Below are 18,725 nucleotides of genomic sequence, written 5' to 3'. Positions count from 1 at the left end.
CCCTTACCCTTGGGTAGCGCAGTAGCGACAATGTATCAGGGACAGGGAACACATGAGGAAGATACTTTTTACATCGGGCATTGTGCTTGCCTTCATGGGCTATGCGTTCTTTTCCATCAGTGACGCCTGTTCCAAGGGGCTGGCCGGGCGGCTAGACCCCTTTGAGGTCGCCTTCTTCGGGGGGGTATTCGGGCTGCTGATCGTCCCGCTTTTGAAGCGGCCGAATGAGTCCTACAAAACACTGGTGCTTTCCAGCCATCCATGGCTTTGGCTCGTGCGGGCAGCGGCGGTGTTCGTAGCCACGGCGGGGAGTGTGGAAGCCTTCATGCTTCTGCCTATGCCAGAAGCCCTCTCCTTGATGTTTTTGATGCCGTTCTTTGTCACCATCGTTTCCGTGTTGTTCCTCAAGGAGCAGGTGACGGGCTGGGCGTGGCTGTCCGTTCTGATGGGTTTTGCCGGTGTGATGATTGTTCTGCGCCCCGGAGTGAAGGCCCTTCAGTTTGGGCATCTTTGTGCCATTGTGGTGGCCATGGCCTCTGCTGTGAGCGTGATCGCCTACCGGTTTGCAGGCAAGGAAACATCCCGCCTGACGCTATACGGCTCCAGCCTGTTCGGGCCTCTGGTGGGTGACGGTATCCTGATGGTGCAGCATTTTGTCATGCCGCATGGTGCAGGAGAATGGTTTTTGCTGTTTGGGTATGGGTTTCTGGCAGCGGCGGGGCAGCTTTTGCTCATGCTGGCAGCCTCTATTGCCCCGGCAAATCGTGTAGCCCTACCGCAATATAGTCAGATGGTTTGGATCGTGGCCTTCAGCTACTTCATCTTTAACCAGCCCGTGGATATGTGGGATGGCATTGGGATTGCAGTTGTCACCCTCTCCGGGATGTTGAACTGGCTGCGGCAGAAGATCCGCTTCGAGAAGATGCTGCATCGTGGCTGGTGGTGGCGGCGTAAGCCCACACCGGAGGTTATTGCGGCGACCCCTGCCGCTGTTATTACCCCTCCGCTTGATGAAAAGCCCCACGAGTGAGAGGGAGGGGGCTGTTAAAGCCCCCTATTGGTCTGATTACTCGTGGAAGGTATCCAGATCACCAAAGCGAGTGAACTCACCTTCAAAGTAGAGGTGAATGGTGCCCGTTGGCCCGTGACGTTGTTTCTCCAGAATTAGCTCGGCCTTGTTATGGACGAGCGACATTTTCCGCTGCCATTCCTCAAGGGCGATCTGGTATTTGTCCGCACCCGGGAAGGAGGCTTCCTTGGGTTTGCGCTGTTGCAGATAATATTCGTCACGATAGACAAACATAACGGCATCGGCGTCCTGCTCAATCGAGCCTGATTCACGAAGATCGGAGAGCATCGGGCGTTTATCATCACGAGACTCGACCTGACGAGAGAGCTGGGAAAGTGCAATGACAGGCACTTCCAGCTCCTTAGCGATGGCCTTGAGCCCCTGTGTGATCATTGAGATTTCCTGCACACGGCTGTCCGGTCTGGTACCAACGGCGGGGCGCATGAGCTGGAGATAGTCCACCACTACAAGGTTCAGCCCCTGTGTGCGTGCCAGACGGCGGCAGCGTGTCCGCATAGCGGAGAGGGAGATGGCGGGTGTGTCGTCAATATGCAGGGGGAGGCGTTGCAGTTCTGTAGCAACACGGACAAAGCGGTCGAACTCTTTCGGTCCGATATCACCTCGGCGGATGCGTTCGCCGGAGACTTCGGCCTGTTCGGAGAGAATACGGGTGGCAAGCTGCTCGGCGGACATTTCTAGCGAGAAGATGGCCACACTGCCATGAGGTGATTCCCCTTTCTCCTCCGCTTCTCGCATGATGGATTTGGCGGCGGAGAAGGCGATCTTTGTGGCGAGGGCCGTTTTACCCATGGCGGGGCGGCCTGCGAGAATCAGCAAATCAGATGGGTGTAGGCCACCGGTTTTTTTGTCAAAATCCCGCAAGCCGGAGGTCAGACCAACAATATCACCCGTGTGCTGATAGGCTTGGTCGGCAATATCGAGGGCTTTTTTCAGAGCCTTGGAGAAAACAAGAAAGCCGCTTTCTTGTCCTTTATCCGTGGCTAGAGCGAAGAGGGCTTCTTCGGAGGCGGAGATTTGTTCTGGTCCATCTAGATCGGGCCGGGCGCCATGGGCGTTATTGACGATGTCCGTCCCAATGCCGACCAACTGGCGGCGCACCCAACAGTCATGGATGACCTTGCCATAATCACGGGCATTGACGATGCCCACCATGGCATTGAGCAGCTTGGCGACATACTCGGCTCCCCCGGCGGCCGCTAATATGGGGCTAGCCTCGAAATCATTCTGCATTGTGATGATATCGACACTGCCTTTACCGCCGCTGCGTTCGATGCGTCTGGTGATCATCTCATAAAGGTGAGCATTGACGGCATCGGCAAAATGGGAGGAGTGCAGGAAGTCCGATACACTCTCATAGGCCTTGTTGTTGGTCAGGATAGCCCCAAGCAGTGCTTGCTCTGCCCGAAGGTTGGCAGGCGGAACACGTTGGAGCAGTTCCTGAAGGTTCCCACTATTATCCGTTGCGGGGGTAGGCTGGGGGGTAGGTGTTTGGTCGCTCATGCTGGTCTGTTTCGCTCCATTATGGGTGGGCGGTCCGCACCGGGGCAGAGTGTAGAGAGGGACCGGGTGGGTATGTTGTTGGCCTGATTAGTGAGGGGCAGCGCCATCTAATGCTAAGGCGCAGCCTGCCAGATAGAGGCTACCACAGATAAGAACTCGTGCCGGTTTAGGGTTGGCCCCGGCCTCGTCACGCAAGCGGTTTATGGCTGTGCGAATGTCCGGCCCGGGCTGGGCTGTTCCACCGGCTGTTTTGGCGGCTTCCAGAATGGTTTGAACCGGCATGGCCAGATGCTGCCCCTCTTCTGCCACGGCCTGTATGGTGGTGGCATAGGGGATCAGCGGGCGAAGGAAGCCTTGCACGTCCTTGCTGTCTTTCAGCCCGACAATGAGATGAAGAGGTTGGTCCTGCCATGTTTTGAGGACATCGGCGAGAACAGTGCCTGCACCGGGATTATGGCCGCCATCAAGCAGCAGCTCCCAGTTGGCGGGGATATTCTGGGTAAGAAGGCCATGTAGTGTCTGGAGGCGTGCGGGCCAGTGTGTTTTGGCAATACCGGCAAAAGCACTGTCTGGAAGGCCAAGCCCGGCATGGCGTAGGGCTGCCACAGCGAGAGCGGAGTTCTGTGCCTGATGGGGACCATGCAGGGACGGGGCGGGCAGGGTTAGGCGTCCAGCATCGTCTTGGTAGAGTAGTCCATTACCTTGCGGGGTAATGGTAAATTCATGGCCTAGCCGCTGGAGAGGGGCGGCGTGGGTGTTGGCAATCTCTGTGATCGCCGCCATGACGTTGTCAGGCTGGGGGGCCACGAAAACCGGCACGTTTTGTTTGATGATGCCTGCTTTTTCCCGTGCGATGCCTGCTAGATCATCACCCAGAAAGCCTTGATGGTCCAGACTAATGGAGGTGATGATGCAGGCTCGTGCGGTGGGAATCACATTGGTGGCATCAAACCGCCCGCCAAGCCCTACTTCCAGAATCAGCAGGTCAGCCGGGACGCGGGAAAAGAGGAGGAAGCCCGCCGCTGTTAGAACTTCAAAAACGGTGATGGGAGCCCCATCATTGACCCGTTCAATCTCTTCCAGAGTGGCGACAAGCTGGTCCTCGCTAACTAGCTGCCCCGCCAGACGGAAACGTTCTGTTACATCCAATAGATGCGGGCTGGTCATAACATGGACTCTGAGGCCCGCTGCTTCGCCGATGGCCCGCAGGTTGGCGCAGGTGCTGCCTTTACCGTTGGTTCCCGCTACATGAATGGTAGGGGGCAAGGCTCGCTCAGGGTGACCTAGGCGGGCAAGCAGGATTTCCAGCCTGTCCAGAGAAAGGTCGATCAGTTTGGGGTGCAGCTCTTGCAGGCGGCGCACTATCGCCCCCGTCCGCCCGTGGAATTCACTTTGCGGGGCGTTAGTATGCTGGCCTGTTGCCATGATTATAAATCCGGTTTTCTCGAAGGGAGCGGCAGAAAGAAGAGGTCGCCTATCCTGCCCCGCTAGGTGGGTAGGGCAGGATAGGGCAGGCTTAGGATGTGTGGCTGGGTGCTGGCCCGGCATTCGCACTTGTAGCGGCGGCGGGAGACAGCATACCGACCAGACGGCCCAGAAGAGCGGGAAGCTCGTTACGGCTGGCGATGATGTCCACCATGCCGTGATCTTTTAGATATTCGGAACGCTGGAAGCCCTCTGGCAGTTCCTCACGCACGGTATCACGGATGACACGGGGGCCAGCGAAGGCGATCAGTGCATTGGGTTCGGCGATATGGATGTCGCCCAGCATGGCGAAGGAGGCAGAGACGCCGCCCGTGGTCGGGTTGGTGAAGACAACCAGATAGGGCAAGCCTGCGTCCCGCAGCATTTCCACGCCGATGGTCGTGCGGGGCATCTGCATCAGGCTGACAACGCCTTCCTGCATACGGGCACCGCCAGAAGCCGTGAAGATGACGAGGGGAGCCTTCCGGCGGATCGCTTCCTGACAAGCGGCCAAAAAGGCTTCACCCAAGGCACTGCCCATTGTCCCGGCCATGAACTCAAAAGCCATGACAGCCACAACCGTCTCCCTGCCGGAGATCGTGCCGTGGGCAACGAGCAGGGAATCATCAAGGCTGGATTTGGAGCGGGCAGCTTTCAGGCGGTCCGTGTAACGCTTGGAGTCCCGGAAATGCAGCGGGTCTGTCGGTACGGTGGGCAGGTCGATGGTGGTGTATTTTCCATCATCAAAGGTCCACTGCATCCGTTCATGGGCCGAGGCACGCATATGGTGCCCACAATGGGGGCAGACCTTCTTTTTGCGGACGAGCTCCTTAGTAAGCATCATCTGCGAGCAGGATTCACAGTTGGTCCAGAGATTATCTGGCACATCCCTCTGCAGTAGGCTCCGCAATTTGGGACGGACATGTTCGGTCAGCCAGCTCATGGTGTTCTGTTCACTCTCCAGCAGTGGTGCATCATCAGGTGGTCCTATGCCTGCCGGTCCGTCATGGGGAATATGGAGCCTCCAGAGGCGGGGGCACCGTGGCACGGGAACCGGAAGGGTATCACAGGTGGGGGGACTTTATCCGGGCTTGCCTGAAGATGCCAGCTTTCTCTTTTATTGAAGGGCGTAACCCGGTTGGGAGAGCCGGTTTCAGGGCATAAATGGCGGTAAAGGGCTGTCTGTCTTCAAGGGGCGGAGGGCAATGTATGATTTCACATGGCCGATTGTGTCATGCGCTAGTAATTGGTCTGTAACAAAGGCGGAGAGGCTGGGTAGGTCTTTCGTCACGACTTTAAGGATGTAATCAGCATCCCCGCTGACGGCGTGAGCCTCCTGAATCATAGGGGTGCCGTTTATGAGAGCTTGGAAACGTTCGAAGGCTCCAGCAGCATGGCCCTTCATGATGATCTGGACAAAGGCCATGACGCCGAGCCCCATAGCTTGTTGGTCCAGTGTGACACCGTAACCCCGGATGACACCGGCCTTTTCTAATAGGAGTCGGCGGCGGGAACACTGGGACGGTGAGAGACCGACCGTTTCGCCTAGCTCCCGGTTGGTCAGACGCCCGTTGCGGTGCAAGGCGGAAAGGAGCTTCCAGTCAAGATGATCCATGATGTGCGTATCCATGCGTGATCTGTGCGAAGAAAGCGGCATATTAGATCATATTTGCACACAGGCTGCATGCATGTTGCGGTATGCTTGGAAACTGGAAAAAGGATTTCGGGCAATCAGGCAGCCCTGCCTGTACCGGAGCATATCCTCTCCACATATTTTAGGAATTTGTTTATGCGTATGCAGATCGGGACCTATTTGACCCGCCGCCTTGTCGAGGCAGGAATCAGCCATCTTTTCGGTGTTCCGGGGGATTTCAATCTTTCTTTTCTGGAGCAGGTGGAGGCGGATGCGTCCCTGACCTTCGTGGGGAACTGTAACGAGTTGAATGCTGCCTACGCTGCCGATGGCTACGCCCGCACCTCCGGCCTGTGTGGTTTGGTGACGACCTTCGGCGTGGGTGACCTCGGGGCTATCAGCGGCATTGCGGGGGCCTATGCTGAGCGTGTTCCGTTTGTGCACATCACCGGGATTCCTCCTCTGCATGCGGTAGAGGGACGTGCCCTGCTGCATCATACGCTGGGCGATGGCGGATATGGCAACATCGGGCGGTGCATGGCGGAATATACGGTCGCCCAGGCCCGCCTGACGCCGGAAAATGCCGTGGAGGAAATCGACCGTGTCCTCCAGGCTTGCTGGCGGGAGCGGCGGCCTGTTCATCTTCAGCTGCCTTCTGACATCACACATCTGAGCATTGATGTGCCTGATGAACCGTTTGCCTTTGCAAACCTGCAGGGTGATGCCGAACAGGTAGCACTAGCCGCCGAGCATATTGCCACACGGTTGGCCGCTGCTCGTTCGCCGGTGATGATTCTCGATTCTGACGCTGACCGTTTTGGCGTGGCAGGGCAGATTGCTGCGCTGGCAGAACGCTGTGCGATTCCCTGTGTGGCAGCGGCTCCGGCCAAGGCTGTATTGGATGAGACCGCCCCTTATTATCTGGGTGGCTATGTGGGCGGGGCGAGCCGCCCGGACATTAAAGAGCTGGTCAGTCAGTCTGATTGTGTAATCGGGATCGGTCTGCGTTTTACGGAGATCAATACGGGATTCTTTACACATGAGATTCGGCCAGAGGCGTTCATCAACCTTCAGGCCTATGAAGTCAGTCTTGCAGGGCGGTCAATTCCAGCTGCTCCTGTTGGGGCGGTGTTGAAGGCCCTTCTGGGACAGGTGAAGCCGTCTTCTCGTACGTTGCCGTCTCGTCCGGCTGTATCCGCTGCGGCCCTGCCCGGTGAAGCTGGAGACCGGTTGACCCATGCGGCTCTCTGGCCGCGTGTAGCCCATTTTCTGAAAGAAGGGGATGTCGTGGTCGGTGAGGCTGGGACGAGTAATACAGCCCTGTTGGGCACGCCTTTCCCCAAAAACACCCATTATATTGCCCAGCCGATTTGGGGGGCGATCGGGTATACGTTGCCTGCCCTGTTCGGGTCCCAGTGTGGCAGCCCAGAGCGGCGGCATCTGCTCTTCATCGGTGATGGTTCTTTCCAGCTGACAGCGCAGGAGCTGTCTATCATCCTACGGCATGATCAGAAGCCCATCATTTTCTTGCTCAATAACAAGGGTTACACGATCGAACGTCTGATTCTGGGGGAACGGTCCCAGTATAATGATATTGCTAACTGGCGGTATGCGGACTTGCCCCGTGCGTTTGACCGTGACGATAAGGCTCTGTCCCTCGTGGTGGAGACGGTTAGTGAGTTGGAAGAGGCCTTGAAGCAGGCAGAACAGGCTGACCGGGCCGTGTTTATTGAGGTCCTTTTGCCAGAGATGGATGCTCCAGATGCTCTGAAGAAATTCGGCATGGTCGTGGCGGATTATGATTACGGTCCGCAGGGTCCACGCAATGCGAGCACGAAAAAAGGATGAAGAAGTCTATGTTTCAGTCTGTTGAACTGTCTCCGGGGGATCCCATCCTGTCACTGGTGGAGGACTTCAAGCGAGATGACCGGGCACAGAAGGTCAATCTTAGCATCGGCTTGTATTATGATGAAGCAGGCCATGTCCCGCAGCTTGCTTGCATCCGCAGGGCTTATGAGAGGCTGGCTAGTCAGCAGGATAGGCCGGATTTGTACTTGCCGATGGAAGGGCTGGCCTCCTACAGGCTGGCCGTTCAGCATCTGCTTTTTGGCCGTGGTAGCGAGCCGGTGCAGGCCGGTCGTATCGCCACGGTGCAGACTCTCGGTGGGTCCGGGGCGTTGAAAGTCGGTGCGGATTTCTTGCATCGCTATTTCCCGCAGGCTGAATTGTGGGTCAGCAACCCGACATGGGAAAATCATATTTCCATCTTTGAAGGGGCCGGCTTCAAAACTCGCACATACCCTTACTTCGACCCGGCAACGGGTGGTGTAGATTTTGAGGCGATGCTGGCCTGTATCCGCCAGATTCCAGCAGGACATGTCGTTTTACTTCATCCCTGTTGCCACAATCCGACAGGGGCTGACCTGACAGATGAACAGTGGGATATGCTTGTGCCTGTCCTTAAGGAGAGGAAGCTGATTCCGTTTCTGGACCTTGCTTATCAAGGGTTGGGGCGTAGTCTGGAAGAAGATGTTTATGCCGTCCGGGTGATGGTGGCGGCAGGGCTTGAGTTCCTGCTCAGCAATTCTTTTTCCAAGGTATTTTCCCTCTATGGGGACCGTATCGGGGCGCTCTCGGTTGTCTGTCCGGATGAGGGCACAGCAGAACGGGTGCTGAGCCAGCTTAAAGTGACGGTACGGCGGAACTATTCCAGTCCGCCGGTCCGTGGGGCGCAGCTTGTGGATATCGTTCTGGGGGATCAGGCTTTATCAGGTCTCTGGCAGGATGAGGTAGCGGCCATGGGGGCACGTATCCGGGAAATGCGGAAAAAGCTGCATGAGCAGCTTGTCGCTCGCCTGCCGGGTCAGGATTTCCGCTACCTGTTGGAACAGCGGGGCATGTTTAGCATGATGAAGCTCTCTCCTGCTCAGGTAGACCGGCTGCGGGAGGAACATGGAGTTTATGTTCTGCGGAGTGGTCGGGTCTGTATGGCGGGGCTGAATGAACGTAACCTGCCGCCTGTTGTGGAGGCATTAGCTGCTGTTCTGGCTTCAGCATAAGATGAGAGCCGCATGAAGCCCGGGGTGGTTTGTCTGGTGGCCCACCCCGGATTGGTTTTAGGAGGCCGTGGCTGTTTCGGCCTCTACCACGGTACGCAGTCGCCGCAGCCTTAGCGTATTGCTCAGCACAAAGATGCTGGAAAGAGCCATGGCTCCCGCCGCAAAGGAGGGGGATAGCAGGGTGCCGGTAAAGGGATAGAGGACACCCGCAGCAATCGGGATCAGCACGATATTATAGGCGAAAGCCCAGAAGAGATTTTGTCTGATGATGGTCATGCTTGCCCGGGATAGGGCAATGGCATGAGGGACAGCCATTAGGTTTTCACCTGTCAGAATGAGGTCTGCAGCTTCTATGGCGATGTCTGTCCCGTGGCTGATGGCGAGCCCCGTATCCGCTTGAGCTAGAGCGGGTGCATCATTGATGCCATCCCCCACAAAGGCCACAGAGCCGTGAATCTTCTGAAGATTTTGGACAGTCTGACTTTTTTCATGTGGCATCACCTGGGCGATGACATCTTCGATTCCGACTAGATGGGCGATATGGCGGGCCGTAGGTTCGATGTCACCGGTGATCATGACCGTTCGGATATCTTGCGCCCTTAGGGCGGCAATGGCCTTTTTAGCGGAAGAGCGGACAGGGTCAGCAACGCCCATAAGAGCGACGATCTGCCCCCTGTGAGCCATGAAGAGAGGGGATGTGCCTTTCTGGCTCAGACCATCAACGAGTCGGTTGGCCTCGGCATTATAGAGGCCTAGCGTTTTCATGAAGGACTGGCTGCCAAGGTGGATGTCCTGTCCCTCCTCATCTTGGGCCGTAATCCCTAGCCCAGCGATGATGTGGGCATGACTGGTTTTTACAGCAGGTAGCTTGCGTTCTTGTGCTGCTGCGACAATGGCCCGGCTGACAGGGTGGTCAGACTGCTTCTCCACAGAGGCAGCAAGAGCCAGAAGGGTTTTTTCAGCCTGTTCAGGATCGCTGGAGGCTTCCTTATCCAGCAGATAGAATTCCGTTAGTTGCGGTTGGCCGGATGTCAGGGTTCCGGTTTTATCAAAGGCGATCAGCCGTGTGCTTTCCAGCGTTTGAAGTGCTTCTCCTTTGCGGAAAAGGATACCCATTTCCGCTGCTGTGCCTGTGCCGACCATAATGGCCGTTGGTGTGGCGAGGCCCATAGCGCAGGGGCAGGCGGCAATCAGCACGGCAATGGCATTAACGACCGCATAGCCTAGTGCGGGGGATGGCCCCAGAATCAACCAGACGATGAATGTCAGCACGGATAGTAGAATGATTGCCGGGACAAACCATAGCGTTACTTTGTCCACAAGAGATTGGATGGGCAGCTTACCGCCCTGCGCCTGTGCCACCATGTCGATGATGCGGGCAAGCACGGTATCGGCCCCTGTTGCCGTGGCCTGAATGGTTAGGGTTCCTTCCTGATTGATGGTCCCCCCAATGACACTATCTCCCACCTGATGGAACGTGGGCATAGGCTCTCCCGTAAGCAGGGATTCATCCAGATGGCTCTTTCCTTCCAGAATTAGGCCGTCTAGCGGCACCCGTTCGCCGGGCCGGACGAGGAGATGGTCCCCTAGCTGTATCTGGGCGATGGGGACGACATTGCATTGGCCATCCGTCAGAAGATGGGCTTTCTGTGGTTGTAGATGGGTCAGTTTCTCCAGTGCTGCGGATGTACGGCCCTTTGCTCTGGCCTCCATCATACGGCCCAGCAGAACGAGTGTCAGAATACCCAGCACGGTATCAAAATAGAGATGCTGCGTTCCCTCTGGCAGCAGGGCGGGGTAGAAAACTACAAGGCTGGAATATAAGTAAGCGGCTCCTGTCCCCAATGCGACAAGTGAGTTCATGTTCGGTGCCCGGCGGAGCAGAGCCGGGATGCCCGTTTGATAGAATCGCCGCCCCGGCCCTAGTAGGGCAACGCTGGCCAACGCCCATTGCAACAGAGGCTGAATACCAGCCGGAACAAGGCCTAACCCGTGGCCCATCGTCATAAGCATGATGAGCAGCCAGAGTAGAGCTGAGGCTATCAGGTCACGCCATTGGCTTTTTGTGGCCTGTTTGATGCGTTGCTGTCGTTCTTTAGCAGCGTCCTGTAGGTTCTCATTTTCCAATAGTGAGGCTGCAAAACCCATTTCCTTGATGGCACTGATCAGCACCTGATGTGTGGTTGTGCCTGTAATCTGCGCTGTGCCGCTGGCAAGATTGACGTTGGCCTCTCTCACGCCGATGACATCTTGTAGGGTCTTTTCTATCCGTGTGGAGCAGGAAGCGCAGCTCATCCCCTCAATACGTAGTTTGATCGGCGGGGATGGCACGGTGTACCCGGCTTGCTCCACAGCGAGGATGAGGTCCGTGCGGGAGGCCGTGCCCGTGGCCTGTGCCATGCCGGTGGCCAGATTGACGCTGGCTGTCTCGACTCCCGGAACATTGCGGAGGGCTTTTTCCACCCGTGCGGAGCAGGAGGCGCAGCTCATCCCTTCTACAGGGAATGTCTGGGAGGATGATGAAGCAGGCATAAGGAGTTCCCTGTGTCGTGATGGATCGGGCGAATGCGCTGTGGAGCAGAGTGCAGGAAGAAGATAGCATTTGCCGGGCAAGGAAGAAGAAAAAATGTTTTTTTGCCATGGCGTGAGGCCGACATATGCAGAAAAGACGATGCACCCATGAAAGAAATTTGCTGATTGGTAAAATAATCAGTGATATACTTATCAATAGTCAGTATTTTTCTGACGAAAACTTAATATTTAATCTGCCCAACCAGTCATTCAATGTAATGATAGGGTGTGGCCGGTTTAGGGAGGAATGACCATGGCAGACGCTATCAATATTGATGAGCTCAAGTCTAAAGCTGAGGAAGCTATCAACACCGATGAGCTCAAAGCCAAGGCTGAGCAGTACGCTAAACGCGCTCAGGAGACGTTGCAGTCTGTCAGTGAAGAGCTGAAAGAGCCGAAGAGCCGTTGCCAGTGTGTTGGTCATACACTGCTGTGGGGTGGTGTTGTTGTCGCTGCTCTAGCGGGCCTCTGTGCTATCGGTCGCTGGCTGAAGAAGTAAGTCTTTAAGGCGAACTCTACAAAAAGATGCATTGAAAAACCCCCGGTCGAAAGGCCGGGGGTTTTTCTTGTGCCTTGTTTTTTAGTCCCGCACGGCCTTGGCTAAGGAGCGGATTTTCTCCAGTGCTGTGGGGATGCTTCTGTCGGTGGCGTGGCCGTGTTCATCGTAGGTGGCCGCCATCTCCTTGATGATGGCAGAGGCCACCACCGCACCATCGCTGATACGGGAGGCGATGCGGGCTTGTTCCGGCGTGCTGATGCCAAAGCCTGTCACAACGGGGAGGTCCGTTGCGGCTTTGAGACGGGTCATGGCTGCTTTTAGCTGATCTTCTGTAGCACTGCGTGTGCCTGTGATGCCCGTAATGCTCACATAATAGACAAAGCCGCTAGCATCCTTAAGGATTGTCTTTAACCGGTCATCGGGTGTGGTTGGGGCGGTGAGGGTAATTATGTCCAGCCCTGCCGCCTTGGCATAAGGAGCCAGCTCCTCGGATTCCTCAGGCGGTAGGTCCACGACAATGAGTCCATCCACACCGGCGGAGCGGGCATCTTGGCAGAATCGTTCTACACCGTAACGGTCGATCGGGTTGTAATAGCCCATAAGGATGATCGGTGTGTGGTCATTCCCTTTGCGAAATTCACCAATAAGCTCCAGCGTTCCCTTTAGGGTGGCACCGGCCTTTAGGCCACGCCGGGCGGCAAGCTGGATAGTTGGGCCATCGGCGGAGGGGTCGGAGAAGGGCACGCCAACTTCGATGAGATCGGCCCCGGCTTCGGGCATCTGGCGTAGCAGGGCAAGGGAGGTTTCCCGGTCCGGGTCGAAGGCTTCCAGATAAGGCAGCAGGGCACCACGGCCTTCTTTTTTCAGGCGGTCGAAACAGGCTTTAATGCGGCTCATGATGGGTCTCCTTACAGTTTCACGCCCAGATGGGCCGCAACGGTGGGGACATCCTTGTCCCCCCGGCCAGACAGATTAACGATGATGGTCTGATCCTTTGTCATGGTCGGGGCCATCATGATGGCATGGGCCACGGCATGGGCACTTTCCAGTGCTGGAATGATACCTTCCAGTTTCGTGAGGGTTTGGAAAGCTTCAAGGGCTTGATCATCCGTAGCACTGACGTAGTTCACCCGGCCAATGTCCTTGAGCCATGAATGTTCTGGCCCGATGCCGGGATAATCCAGCCCTGCACTGATGGAATGGGCTTCTGTGATCTGGCCGTGTTCATCCTGAAGCAGATAGGTGCGGTTGCCATGCAGGACGCCGGGCTTGCCACGGGCGATAGAGGCCGCCGTTTTGCCGCTATCTAACCCCAGACCGGCTGCCTCTACGCCGTAAAGGGGAACATCGGCATCATCAAGGAAGGGATGAAAAATCCCCATGGCGTTAGACCCGCCCCCAATGGCGGCGATAACGGCATCTGGCAGGCGACCTGTCTGTTCTTGTATCTGCTCACGGGCCTCTGTCCCGATAACGGACTGGAAGTCCCTCACCATGGCCGGGTAGGGATGTGGCCCCGCTACGGTGCCGACAAGGAAGTAGGTGTTGTCCACGTTGGCCACCCAGTCTCGCATGGCTTCATTCATGGCATCTTTTAGTGTGCCAGCCCCCGCCGTGACGGGATGGACTTTGGCCCCCAGCAGGTGCATGCGGAAGACATTTGGTTTCTGCCGTTCCACATCGGTGGCACCCATGTAGATTTCACAATCCAGTCCGAAGAGGGCGCAGACGGTAGCGGTGGCGACACCGTGTTGTCCTGCTCCGGTTTCGGCGACGATGCGGGTTTTACCCATGCGGCGGGCTAGCAAAATTTGGCCCATCACGTTGTTCAGCTTGTGGGAGCCTGTATGGTTCAGCTCTTCCCGCTTGAGGTAAATCTGCGCCCCGCCGAGTGTTTCACTCAGCCGCTTGGCGTGCCAGAGCGGGCTAGGACGGCCTACATAGTGACGGAGGTAATAATCCAGTTCCTCCTGAAACTGTGGGTCAGTTTTGGCGTGGTTATAGGCCTGTTCCAGCTCCAACATCAGGGGCATGAGGGTCTCGGCAACGAAGCGGCCTCCGTGAATTCCGAAATGCCCCCGTTCATCCGGCCCAGTGCGGAGAGAATTGAGCTGGCTGCTGATGGATGTATCTGTTGGCATGATATGTGTCTTTACGTCTTGAATGAAGGATCAGTCGATGGTTGTGGGTGTTGCTTCCAGCCCCAGAGCCTGCCGGACGAGTGTGTCTTGTTCGGCCTGATGGATGCTGGGTAGACCGGTCGCCGGGGAGGCAGAGGCTTTGCGTCCGGCGTAATGCGGGCGGGCACAGGCGTGCCCAGCCTCGCGCAGGCAGGCCTCGATGCGGCGATCCACAAATTGCCATGCCCCGCCATTTTCTGGCTCTTCTTGGCACCAGATGATTTCTTCTGCCTGCGGGTGGTGGCCCAGCTCTTCGGCAAGAGCGTGATGAGGGAAGGGGTAGAGTTGCTCCAGCCGGATGATGGCGCAGTGTTTCAGCCCGGCTTCGTCCCGTTGTTGGAGGAGGTCGTAATAGACCTTGCCACTGCACAGTACGACCCGCTTTGCCCCACCACCACAAGTGGCATCAGCAATAACGGGTACGAAGCGTGTCTGTGGCCCCATCTCGCTAAGCAGGGACACAGCCTGCTTGTGCCGCAGGAGTGATTTGGGGCTAAAGACGATCAGCGGTTTACGGCAGCGGCGGGCGATCTGCCGCCGGAGCAGATGAAAGAAGCTCGCCGGGCTGGAAGGCATACAAACCCGCATATTGTTCTCAGCACAGAGCTGGAGGAAGCGTTCCGGCCGGGCAGAGGAATGTTCTGGCCCGGCCCCTTCATAGCCGTGGGGCAGGAGCAAGGTCAGGCCGGATGTCCGCAGCCATTTTGTTTCCCCAGCGGCGAGGAACTGGTCAATGATGATCTGTGCCCCATTGGCGAAGTCACCGAACTGCCCTTCCCACAGCACCAGCGCATCCGGATTGCCCAGCGAATAGCCATATTCAAACCCCATCACGCCATATTCGGAGAGGGGGGAGTTCCATACATTCACAGGGGCCTGACGGGGGGCGATATGGGCCAATGGTGTATAATGATGGCCCGTATGCTGGTCTGTCAGCACGGCATGACGCTGGCTGAAAGTACCCCGGCCACAATCTTGCCCGGAGAGGCGGATGGCGTGGCCATCAAGGGCCAATGTGCCGAAGGCGAGAGCCTCTGCCGTGGCCCAGTCCACAGGGCCACCAGCGGCTAACGTGGCCTGCTTGGCCTTGAGCAGCCGTGCCAGACGGGGATGAACAGAGAAATCCGCTGGAATGGCCGTCATGGCTTCGCCAACCTGCTGGAGCCGGGGGAGGGGGACGCCGGTCATGGGTTGGATGCGTTCTGGTGTGTCCAGCAGGCGGGTGGGGTCCTGCGGGCTGTAATCCAGCCAATCGGTCGGGTCGGGCTGGTAGGTGTTGGCGTCTTCAAAAGCTCGGTGCAGTTGGGATTGTACATCATCCCAGAGCGCATCTACTTCGGCAGGGTGGATGTCTGTTTCGGCCAGAATTTTCTTTGCGTAGAGGGTCCGTAATGTCGGATGCTGGCTGATGGTTTGCACCATCGCAGGCTGTGTGAAAGCGGGATCATCCGTCTCATTATGGCCGTGGCGGCGGTAGCTGATGATATCTACTACGATGTCGCTGGCGAAGGTCTTCCGCCATTCATGGGCGAGGGCAGCACAGCGGGCCACGGCTTCCGGGTTGTCGCCATTTACATGCAGGACGGGGGCCTGCACTGTTTTGGCGACATCGGTGTTCCAGATGCCGGAATGAGCGGCGTCCGGGCTGGTGGTGAAACCGACCTGATTATTGATGATGAGATGGACTGTCCCACCTGTACGGTAGCCTTCCAGTTTGGATAGCTGGAGCGTTTCATACACTACGCCCTGCCCAGCAAAGGCGGCATCACCATGCACGAGAATCCCTAGATGCTTCTGGCGTTCCTCGTCCTTATTTTTGTCCTGATCAGCCCGGACACGGCCCAGAACGACCGGGTCTACAGCCTCCAGATGGGAGGGGTTGGGCAGGAGGGAGATGCGGATTTCGTGGCGGCCCTGACGGATGGTTGTCGTGGTGCCGAGATGATATTTCACATCGCCAGATACCCGGATTCCTTCCGGGTAGAAGGCCTTGCCTGCAAATTCGCTGAAGATGGCCGCATAAGGCTTGCGCAGGATGTTGGCCATGACATTCAGCCGCCCCCGATGAGGCATACCGAGCGAGACGGATTGCACGCCATCTCGTGCCGCTTCATTCAGCAGGGCTTGAAGGGCGACAATTAGGCTTTCCCCGCCCTCCAGTCCGAAGCGGCGCATACCGGTGAAGCGTTGCTGGCAAAAGGTCTCGAAGCCCTCCGCATGGGTCAGCAGGCTGAGGATACGCTCCTGCGAAAGGGGGAGGGCCGTTGCTGGTTTTTCCTCCAGCCGGTCGATCCACCATTGCCGCTGCTGGCTGTCCTGAAGATGCATGAACTCGGCCCCAATAGGCCCGCAATAAGTGCGCTTTAGGCGGGCCAGAAGGGCGGGGTCTGTTCGGCTGTCTGGGGTGAGGGCATCAATCTGGCGAGCAGGGCGCAGGCCCAGCGGGTCCAGCTCCGCTTGCAAATGGCCGCAGAGGCGGAAGGCTTCTTTCAGCCGTTCATCCCGAAGGCTCGCTTCTGAAGCTGGGGTGTGAGTGCCTGTTTCAGCCTCCGTGGGGTCGCCCATGGTGGTGAATAGTGCATCATACTCGGGATGGACGGCGGCAGGGTCTTTCAGCCACTGGGCGTATAGCTCACCGAGATAGGCAATATTCTCGCCGTTGATCGCATTCTGATGGTGCGGTGAGCCCGTCATGCTGGCCTCTTTCCTTTTTGCCTCGTTGGGGCCGTATTTTTAACCGATCATGACGTGAAGGCAAAATCTTCCCTCATTATGTCAGTCGACAATACCGGGATGGCTTGCTTGCCCTGCCGGGGGGCGGTAGCGTGGTAGCCGTTATGAGTGCGATTTCTCTCAATTATGAAGCCGTAAGGCAAGCCACGGTCAGTCAGGCGCCATGCCCTCACATTGTAGTGCCGGATTTTCTTGCGGGGCCGCCCCTTGCCCGGGCGGTTTCTCTACTGCCGGAGATACGGGCAGGCGGGTCTTTTCCTCTCGGTGCTTTGAAGCTGCATCCAGAGCTAAAAGTCATGATGGAGGAATTTGCCGGACCGCAGCTAAAAGAGATCGTTTCGGAAAAATTTGGGCTGGATGTCCGCTCTGCTCCTAGCATGGTGACGATGCGGGGCCAGACACGGGCAAAAGATGGGCGGATACATAGGGACAGTGCCTCCAAGCGTGTGACTATCCTGCTTTATCTGAATGATCCGGCAAAGGATTGGGGCCATAAGGGAGGCTGCCTGCGTTTTCTTAATGGGCCGGATGATGTGGAGGACTATGCCAGCGAGATTCCACCTACAGGGGGGACGTTGGTCATTTTCCCGAACGGGCCGGATACATGGCATGGGCACCGCCCTTATGTGGGGCCACGTTATACGGTCCAGCTCAATTACATGGCGCAGGATGTTCGTGCACGCCGTGAGTTGCAACGCCATCGTTTTTCCGCCTTTTTCAAGCGGTTGCCCTTCATCGGGTAGAGACAATCCTTATAATGAGGCCCGGATGGGTTTCTGAATGAAACAGGGCGAGGTTAGACCCCGCCTGAGGGAGAATGAGAGAATGGGTTACAGGGTTGCCGTCGTTGGTGCGACAGGGGCTGTTGGGCGTGAAATTCTGAAGACACTGGCAGAACGTCAGTTCCCAGTGGATGAGATCGTGGCATTGGCGTCTGCCCGGTCTGCTGGCCGCGAGGTGTCCTTCGGGGATAAGAAGGTTCTAAAGGTTCAGAATCTGGAGACGTTCGATTTCACAGGCTGGGATATTGCGCTTTTCTCTCCCGGTGGGGCGGTGTCTGCCAAATATGCGCCCAAGGCTGCGGCAGCAAAGTGTCTGGTCGTGGACAATACCTCGCATTTCCGCATGGAACCGGGCGTGCCGCTCGTGGTGCCGGAGGTTAATGCCGCTGCCCTGAAGAAGGCTCGTAAAGGCATCATCGCTAATCCCAACTGCTCTACAGCCCAGATGATGGTGGCTCTGAAGCCGCTGCATGATCTGTTCCGCATTAAGCGTGTGGTGGTGTCCACCTATCAGGCTGTGTCTGGTGCTGGGAAGTCCGGTATGGATGAGCTGTTCAGCCAGACGAAAGGTAGCTTCGTGAATGATGCGCCGACCGTTGCCCAGTTCACCAAGCAGATTGCCTTTAACCTGATTCCGCATATCGACCGTTTCATGGAAGATGGCTCCACCAAGGAAGAATGGAAGATGGCGGTCGAGACTCGCAAGATTCTGGACCCGGATATCAAGGTGCTGGCCACCTGCGTGCGTGTGCCGGTTTTCATCGGCCATTCCGAGGCTATCAGCATTGAGTGTGAGAAGCCGGTTGATCTGGAGAAAGCCCGTGCCGCTCTGCGTAAGGCACCGGGCGTCATCTTGCGTGATGAGCGGGAAGATGGCGGTTACGTCACGCCGATCGAGTGTGTGGGTGAGGATGACACTTATGTGTCCCGTCTGCGTATCGACCCGACCGTGGAGAACGGTTTGGCTTTCTGGTGCGTGTCGGACAACCTTCGCAAGGGTGCGGCACTGAATGCCGTGCAGATTGCCGAGAGCCTTGATGAACAGCATTTGATCGGCAAGGATTCGCCGCTCTGGCAGCCAGTGGCCCGCCCGGAAGAACCGGCATAAGAGACGTTACGGTTTGTAAAGGTTCCGCCCTCTATACGGAACCTTTACATAAGTTATGCTTGTAAAAGAGTGTAAGTGAAATCCTCTTTCCAAAAGGTGGTGCTGT

14 protein-coding genes are annotated in these 18,725 nt (G+C 57.0%); 6 read left to right on the top strand and 8 right to left on the bottom strand.

Going from position 1 to position 18,725, the window contains the following annotated elements; genetic code table 11:
- Window positions 1–52: 52 nt before the first annotated feature.
- Window positions 53–1,030, top strand: coding sequence for a DMT family transporter (locus AL01_RS08160; protein ID WP_077397053.1), 978 nt, complete (start codon window positions 53–55; stop codon window positions 1,028–1,030).
- A gap of 36 nt (window positions 1,031–1,066) precedes the next feature.
- On the opposite strand, the gene AL01_RS08155 is transcribed toward AL01_RS08160, so the two are convergent.
- The 4 genes from AL01_RS08155 to AL01_RS08140 form a co-directional block, all read right to left on the bottom strand.
- Window positions 1,067–2,590, bottom strand: a complete 1,524-nt coding sequence (locus tag AL01_RS08155) for a replicative DNA helicase (protein WP_077397052.1) — start codon at window positions 2,588–2,590, stop codon at window positions 1,067–1,069.
- A gap of 87 nt (window positions 2,591–2,677) precedes the next feature.
- On the bottom strand, window positions 2,678–4,015 hold the full coding sequence (locus AL01_RS08150) for a bifunctional folylpolyglutamate synthase/dihydrofolate synthase (RefSeq protein WP_077397051.1): 1,338 nt from the start codon (window positions 4,013–4,015) through the stop codon (window positions 2,678–2,680).
- A 91-nt stretch (window positions 4,016–4,106) separates the two neighbouring features.
- Window positions 4,107–4,997 (bottom strand): acetyl-CoA carboxylase, carboxyltransferase subunit beta, encoded by an 891-nt coding sequence (gene accD / locus AL01_RS08145; RefSeq protein WP_077397050.1) that lies wholly within the window; start codon window positions 4,995–4,997, stop codon window positions 4,107–4,109.
- Between the two features lie 210 nt (window positions 4,998–5,207).
- Window positions 5,208–5,669: an Lrp/AsnC family transcriptional regulator gene (locus AL01_RS08140; RefSeq protein WP_077397134.1), complete on the bottom strand. Its 462-nt coding sequence runs from the start codon at window positions 5,667–5,669 to the stop codon at window positions 5,208–5,210.
- Between the two features lie 174 nt (window positions 5,670–5,843).
- Between AL01_RS08140 and AL01_RS08135 the strand changes: the two genes are divergently transcribed.
- Window positions 5,844–7,535, top strand: a complete 1,692-nt coding sequence (locus AL01_RS08135) for an alpha-keto acid decarboxylase family protein (protein WP_077397133.1) — start codon at window positions 5,844–5,846, stop codon at window positions 7,533–7,535.
- 8 nt (window positions 7,536–7,543) lie between these two features.
- On the top strand, window positions 7,544–8,746 hold the full coding sequence (locus AL01_RS08130) for an amino acid aminotransferase (protein ID WP_077397132.1): 1,203 nt from the start codon (window positions 7,544–7,546) through the stop codon (window positions 8,744–8,746).
- 57 nt (window positions 8,747–8,803) lie between these two features.
- Here the strand turns inward: AL01_RS08130 and AL01_RS08125 are convergent, their stop codons facing one another.
- Window positions 8,804–11,278: a heavy metal translocating P-type ATPase gene (locus tag AL01_RS08125; RefSeq protein WP_077397049.1), complete on the bottom strand. Its 2,475-nt coding sequence runs from the start codon at window positions 11,276–11,278 to the stop codon at window positions 8,804–8,806.
- 292 nt (window positions 11,279–11,570) lie between these two features.
- Here AL01_RS08125 and AL01_RS08120 point away from each other — a divergent pair, with 292 nt between their 5' ends.
- Entirely contained in the window at window positions 11,571–11,816 is a 246-nt protein-coding gene (locus AL01_RS08120) for a hypothetical protein (RefSeq protein ID WP_077397048.1), read from the top strand.
- Between the two features lie 81 nt (window positions 11,817–11,897).
- On the opposite strand, the gene trpA is transcribed toward AL01_RS08120, so the two are convergent.
- Genes trpA through AL01_RS08105 form a run of 3 tightly spaced genes read right to left on the bottom strand, consistent with a single transcriptional unit; the run spans window position 11,898 to window position 16,690 of the window.
- Window positions 11,898–12,713, bottom strand: coding sequence for a tryptophan synthase subunit alpha (gene trpA / locus AL01_RS08115; protein ID WP_077397047.1), 816 nt, complete (start codon window positions 12,711–12,713; stop codon window positions 11,898–11,900).
- Window positions 12,714–12,724: 11 nt separating this feature from the next.
- Window positions 12,725–13,957: a tryptophan synthase subunit beta gene (gene trpB, locus AL01_RS08110; RefSeq protein ID WP_077397046.1), complete on the bottom strand. Its 1,233-nt coding sequence runs from the start codon at window positions 13,955–13,957 to the stop codon at window positions 12,725–12,727.
- A 30-nt stretch (window positions 13,958–13,987) separates the two neighbouring features.
- Entirely contained in the window at window positions 13,988–16,690 is a 2,703-nt protein-coding gene (locus AL01_RS08105; RefSeq protein WP_077397045.1) for a 2-oxoglutarate dehydrogenase E1 component, read from the bottom strand.
- Between the two features lie 143 nt (window positions 16,691–16,833).
- Here AL01_RS08105 and AL01_RS08100 point away from each other — a divergent pair, with 143 nt between their 5' ends.
- Window positions 16,834–17,472 carry a 2OG-Fe(II) oxygenase gene (locus tag AL01_RS08100; protein ID WP_077397044.1) on the top strand — a complete coding sequence of 213 codons (639 nt, stop codon included), beginning with the start codon at window positions 16,834–16,836 and terminating at the stop codon, window positions 17,470–17,472.
- An 82-nt stretch (window positions 17,473–17,554) separates the two neighbouring features.
- Entirely contained in the window at window positions 17,555–18,619 is a 1,065-nt protein-coding gene (locus AL01_RS08095) for an aspartate-semialdehyde dehydrogenase (protein ID WP_077397043.1), read from the top strand.
- The last annotated feature ends 106 nt before the right edge of the window (window positions 18,620–18,725 follow it).

Origin of the sequence: Bombella intestini (assembly GCF_002003665.1) — a bacterium.
Classification (GTDB): Bacteria; Pseudomonadota; Alphaproteobacteria; order Acetobacterales; family Acetobacteraceae; genus Bombella; species Bombella intestini.
Note: the sequence above shows the minus strand (reverse complement) of the source record. Positions and strands in the feature narration are given on the sequence as shown.

Excerpts from the sequence above, each read along its gene's own strand:
- AL01_RS08160 (WP_077397053.1), top strand. The coding sequence starts at position 53 with ATGAGGAAGATACTTTTTACATCGGGCATTGTGCTTGCCTTCATGGGC.
- AL01_RS08155 (WP_077397052.1), bottom strand. The coding sequence starts at position 2,590 with ATGAGCGACCAAACACCTACCCCCCAGCCTACCCCCGCAACGGATAAT.
- AL01_RS08150 (WP_077397051.1), bottom strand. The coding sequence starts at position 4,015 with ATGGCAACAGGCCAGCATACTAACGCCCCGCAAAGTGAATTCCACGGG.
- accD (WP_077397050.1), bottom strand. The coding sequence starts at position 4,997 with ATGAGCTGGCTGACCGAACATGTCCGTCCCAAATTGCGGAGCCTACTG.
- AL01_RS08140 (WP_077397134.1), bottom strand. The coding sequence starts at position 5,669 with ATGGATCATCTTGACTGGAAGCTCCTTTCCGCCTTGCACCGCAACGGG.
- AL01_RS08135 (WP_077397133.1), top strand. The coding sequence starts at position 5,844 with ATGCGTATGCAGATCGGGACCTATTTGACCCGCCGCCTTGTCGAGGCA.
- AL01_RS08130 (WP_077397132.1), top strand. The coding sequence starts at position 7,544 with ATGTTTCAGTCTGTTGAACTGTCTCCGGGGGATCCCATCCTGTCACTG.
- AL01_RS08125 (WP_077397049.1), bottom strand. The coding sequence starts at position 11,278 with ATGCCTGCTTCATCATCCTCCCAGACATTCCCTGTAGAAGGGATGAGC.
- AL01_RS08120 (WP_077397048.1), top strand. The coding sequence starts at position 11,571 with ATGGCAGACGCTATCAATATTGATGAGCTCAAGTCTAAAGCTGAGGAA.
- trpA (WP_077397047.1), bottom strand. The coding sequence starts at position 12,713 with ATGAGCCGCATTAAAGCCTGTTTCGACCGCCTGAAAAAAGAAGGCCGT.
- trpB (WP_077397046.1), bottom strand. The coding sequence starts at position 13,957 with ATGCCAACAGATACATCCATCAGCAGCCAGCTCAATTCTCTCCGCACT.
- AL01_RS08105 (WP_077397045.1), bottom strand. The coding sequence starts at position 16,690 with ATGACGGGCTCACCGCACCATCAGAATGCGATCAACGGCGAGAATATT.
- AL01_RS08100 (WP_077397044.1), top strand. The coding sequence starts at position 16,834 with ATGAGTGCGATTTCTCTCAATTATGAAGCCGTAAGGCAAGCCACGGTC.
- AL01_RS08095 (WP_077397043.1), top strand. The coding sequence starts at position 17,555 with ATGGGTTACAGGGTTGCCGTCGTTGGTGCGACAGGGGCTGTTGGGCGT.